Genomic DNA, 2,842 nt, shown 5'->3' on the forward strand with positions numbered 1-2,842 from the left:
GTCCGAGGCGCTGAAGATCATGTCCGTCATGAAAAAAGATCAGCACATCGATGCAGAACTCTTTGAGCTATTCCTGCGCTCCGGCGTCTATATGGAATACGCGCAGTGCTATATGGCGGTGGAGCAGATAGATGAAGTGGATATTGAGGCTTATCTGTAAAGAACGCCGATTGCGTGCTGAGGTCTTAACTGAACCGCATTAGCTGTTCATGGCGCCATCAAACTCAGCGCCTGCGATTCAATTTATTTTTCAATGCCTTGACGGCATCCTTCTTCGCATCCATCCCCGCAATCGAGGTCAGCAGTTGCACCGATTTTGTCCCGACGCTGTATGCATCCACGGTCACGTATGCACCGCTGCCTGTATAGCGCGTGATGACGATGATGTCTGCTTTGCCATCCTGATTGACGTCGGCGAACTTGATTTCTTCTACTGTGCCATTGCGCGGCCGCACCAGGCCCGCGCTGTAGCGATCATATGGATAGGCGGGATCGTTCTTTGCGTACAGGCGCAGGCTGTAGCTGCCGGCGCTGCGCGGTTCCAGATCGCCTTCAGCGACGACGACAGTCATTCCTTGCGGCATGGTGGCGGTTTTGATGCGGTCCTTGTCGGCGGCGAAAGTATTTCCTGCGATGCCAGCGCAGGCGAGGCTGATCAGAAAGAGGGAAATTTTATTCAATGATGATCTTCTTTTATGTTTGCTTAAATGCAGGCGTTTGAAGTCGAGGTGACGATGACCTGGATAATCAAAGTTTATCCAGCCGTTGACGGCTGTCGCTCGCCTTCAGGCGCAAGGCTGCCACTACTTCGCCATCCATTTTTTCAAGCTGGCGGTACACCATGCCCAGGCGATGATTGCCACCCAGGCTGGTTTTATTACGTGCAAAGAAATCCCAGTACAGTGCGTTAAAAGGACAAGCCTGGTCGCCTACACGCAGCTTTTTGTCATAGTGACAGCCCTTGCAATAATCGCTCATGCGGTTGATGTAAGCGGCGCTTGAGACATACGGTTTGCTCGCCATCGCCCCGCCATCGGCAAACTGACTCATGCCCAGTGTGTTCGGTAATTCCACCCACTCGAAGGCATCGATGTAGACGCCTAGATACCAGCGATGGACAGCGACCGGATCCAGACCGGCGAGCAGTGAGAAATTACCGATTATCATCAGCCGCTGGATGTGATGTGCGTGTGCGTTTTCCAGTGAGTCGCCGATCGCGTGCGCCAGGCAGCGCATCCTGGTATTGCCATCCCAGAACCAGGAAGGCAGCGGCGTGTCGTGAGCGAATGCATTTTGCTGGTCATAGCCCGGCATATGCGCCCAATACACGCCACGCACATATTCGCGCCAGCCGAGGATTTGTCGGATGAAGCCTTCGACTGCGGCAAGCGGTGCATGTCCTTCACGATAGGCGGTTTCGGCGCGTGCGACGACTTCACGCGGATTGAGCATCTTGGTGTTGAGCGCGAACGACAACAGGCTGTGAAACAAGCGCGTCGCCTTGGTACTCATTGCATCCTGAAAATCACCGAAATGCGGTAATGCCTCATCCATGAAATCGTCCAGCTGCTGCAAGGCTTCACTACGATTCAGCGACCAGCCGATGCGATCGGCTGCCGCTTGACCGAAGCTGGCGACACCGGATGCGACTATGGTTTTCCACAACGCTGAATGATCATGGAAGGTCCGCGTATCAGCCGGTTCGTGCGGCAAGCCATTCCAGGCTTTGCGATTGTCTTCGTCGAAGTTCCACTTCGCGCCCACAGGCGCGCGCGGACCACTCATCAGCACGTCGTGCTTGACGCGCATCTGACGGTAAAAGTGCTCCATCAACCATTGTTTGCGGTCTTTGAAAATCTCTGAGGCTTCGTCACGCGAGGTATAAAAATGCTCAGTGTCGACCATGCGCGCCGGCAGCTTCAGTCCTGCAATGTAAGCTGCCAGTTGCTCATCGAGTCGCCATTCATCCGGCGCCTGATATTCGAATGCATGGGCATCGTGTTTGATGAATAAGCGATCGAGGTTTTCTGTCAGCGAAGGAAGATTGTCCGGATCGTCGATCGCGAGATAATCCACGCGATGACCAGCAGCACGGAGTTGCCCGGCAAAGTCGCGCATCGCAGCAAAAATCGCAATGATTTTCTGTGCGTGATGCAGCACGTAATCTGTTTCCTGACGTACTTCCATGAACAGGTAAACAACGTCGTCACGCTTGCTGGCAAACCAGCTGTGCTGCGGATTGAGTTGATCGCCGAGTATTAATCTGCAAAGAGTTTGCATCGAATGCCCGGCGATTTTTCAGTTGAGATTATTGCTTGACGCAATCGACGAAGTAACCGCGCTTGCCATCGACTTCACGCGTGACCAGGCCGTGTACGTCGGTTTCGAAACCCGGGAATTTCTCGTTGAAGTCGCGCGCAAAGCGCAGGTAATCGACGATCGTCTTGTTGAAGCGTTCGCCCGGGATCAGCAATGGAATACCCGGTGGATACGGCGTCAGCAGGATGGATGTGACGCGGCCTTCGAGTTCATCGATAGGCACGCGGTCGATTTCGCGGTGCGCCATCTTGGCGAATGCATCCGATGGTTTCATCGCCGGCTGCATGTCGGACAGATACATCTCTGTCGTCAGGCGCGCCACGTCGTAAGCCTTGTAGAAATCGTGTATCTGCTGGCACAGGTCGCGCAGGCCGACGCGCTCATAGCGCGGGTTTGCTGCAGCGAATTCCGGCAGGATGCGCCACATAGGCTGGTTCTTGTCGTAATCGTCCTTGAACTGTTGCAACGCAGTCAGCAGCGTGTTCCAGCGACCTTTGGTAATGCCGATCGTGAACATGATGAA

The 2,842-nt window shown here is 54.3% G+C and carries 2 protein-coding genes and 1 pseudogene; all 3 read right to left on the bottom strand.

Annotation, left to right across the window (positions count from 1 at the left end; genetic code table 11):
• Positions 1–224: 224 nt before the first annotated feature.
• Positions 225–680: a PliI family lysozyme inhibitor of I-type lysozyme gene (locus tag Q7T06_RS10505; protein WP_304784385.1), complete on the bottom strand. Its 456-nt coding sequence runs from the start codon at positions 678–680 to the stop codon at positions 225–227.
• A 67-nt stretch (positions 681–747) separates the two neighbouring features.
• Entirely contained in the window at positions 748–2,280 is a 1,533-nt protein-coding gene (locus tag Q7T06_RS10510; RefSeq protein WP_304784387.1) for a cryptochrome/photolyase family protein, read from the bottom strand.
• 28 nt (positions 2,281–2,308) lie between these two features.
• A pseudogene (locus Q7T06_RS10515) lies at positions 2,309–2,842 on the bottom strand (lysine decarboxylase); the annotation flags it as partial.

The organism is Herminiimonas sp. (genome assembly GCF_030645555.1).
Lineage (GTDB): Bacteria > Pseudomonadota > Gammaproteobacteria > Burkholderiales > Burkholderiaceae_D > Oxalicibacterium.

Coding starts and splice junctions, on each gene's coding strand:
- Q7T06_RS10510 (WP_304784387.1), bottom strand. CDS start 2,280: ATGCAAACTCTTTGCAGATTAATACTCGGCGATCAACTCAATCCGCAG.